This is a genomic window from Zoogloea sp. 1C4 (assembly GCF_009469605.1).
In the GTDB taxonomy this organism is placed as follows: Bacteria; Pseudomonadota; Gammaproteobacteria; order Burkholderiales; family Rhodocyclaceae; genus Zoogloea; species Zoogloea oryzae.
In genome coordinates this window covers 1-1,086 of record NZ_SSXU01000124.1, presented here as the reverse complement: position 1 = coordinate 1,086, position 1,086 = coordinate 1, and the positions used below count along the sequence as shown (strand labels likewise).

Sequence of the window (1,086 nt, the reverse complement as noted above, 5' to 3'; positions counted from 1 at the left end):
CAGATCAAGGCCGATACGCGTAATCTTCATGGCGGACTCCTTCTTTCTGATTGACCGGGGGTGACACTTCCCAGTCTGGCTCATCGAAGCCGTTTCAGGAGGGAGGAGTCCATCTCATTGACCTACAGATCGAGAGGTGCGGCCGGGCGTAGGGACGGCCGATAAGGCGCGACATCGGCCGCGTCGCCCCACAAAAAGACAAGGCACATCCCTGTAGGTCGGACTTTAGTCCGACAGCGCGGGTTGAGCGGGTGAGGTTTGTCGGACTGAAGTCCGATCTACAGATCGAGGGGTGCGTCTTGCGCTCAGAACTCCACGCCGGCCTGGGCGGCGATGCCGGCCTTGAAGGCGTGTTTGGTGGCGCCCATGTCGGTGACGGTGTCGGCCACTTCGACCAGCGCATCGGGCGCGGCGCGGCCGGTGACGATGACGTGCTGGTGGGCGGGGCGGGCCTGGAGGTCGGCGATGACTTCGGCCACGTCCAGGTAGGCGTACTTGAGCACGATGTTGAGCTCGTCGAGGATGACGAGGCCGATGGCCGGGTCGCGCAGGAAGGCGCGGGCCTGCTCCCAGCCTTCGCGGGCGCTGGCGATGTCGGCGGCGCGGTTCTGGGTGTCCCAGGTGAAGCCGTCGCCCATCACGTGCCAGCTCACGCCGGGCTGGCTGCGGAAGAAGGCTTCCTCGCCGGTGTCGGAGCGGCCCTTCACGAACTGCACCACGCCGGCCTGGAGGCCGTGGCCCAGCGCGCGGGCGAGCACGCCGAAGGCGGCGCTGGATTTGCCCTTGCCGTTGCCGGTGTTCACCAGCAGCACGCCGCGCTTGTCGGTGGCGGCGGCGATGGCGGCATCCACGACGGCCTTCTTGCGTTCCATGCGGGCCTTGTGGCGGGAGTCGGGGGTGGAGTCGGTGTCGGTCATGGGGGTTCTCTCGATGGGGTTTTTATGGGTATTTTGGGGTCTTGTAGGTCAATGAGATGGACTCCTCCCTCCTGAAACGGCTTCGATGAGCCAGACTGGGAAGTGTCACCCCCGGTCAATCAGAAAGAAGGAGTCCGCCATGAAGATTACGCGTATCGGCCTTGATCTG

At 64.7% G+C, this 1,086-nt stretch carries 1 protein-coding gene; it reads right to left on the bottom strand.

Features of this window, described 5'->3' with window-relative positions:
* Positions 1 to 305 precede the first annotated feature (305 nt).
* Positions 306 to 917: a cob(I)yrinic acid a,c-diamide adenosyltransferase gene (gene cobO / locus GH681_RS23170; protein ID WP_153163848.1), complete on the bottom strand. Its 612-nt coding sequence runs from the start codon at positions 915 to 917 to the stop codon at positions 306 to 308.
* Positions 918 to 1,086: the final 169 nt, after the last annotated feature.

What these genes read in the sequence shown, in the direction of transcription:
- cobO (WP_153163848.1), bottom strand. Translation starts at nt 917, where the DNA reads ATGACCGACACCGACTCCACCCCCGACTCCCGCCACAAGGCCCGCATG.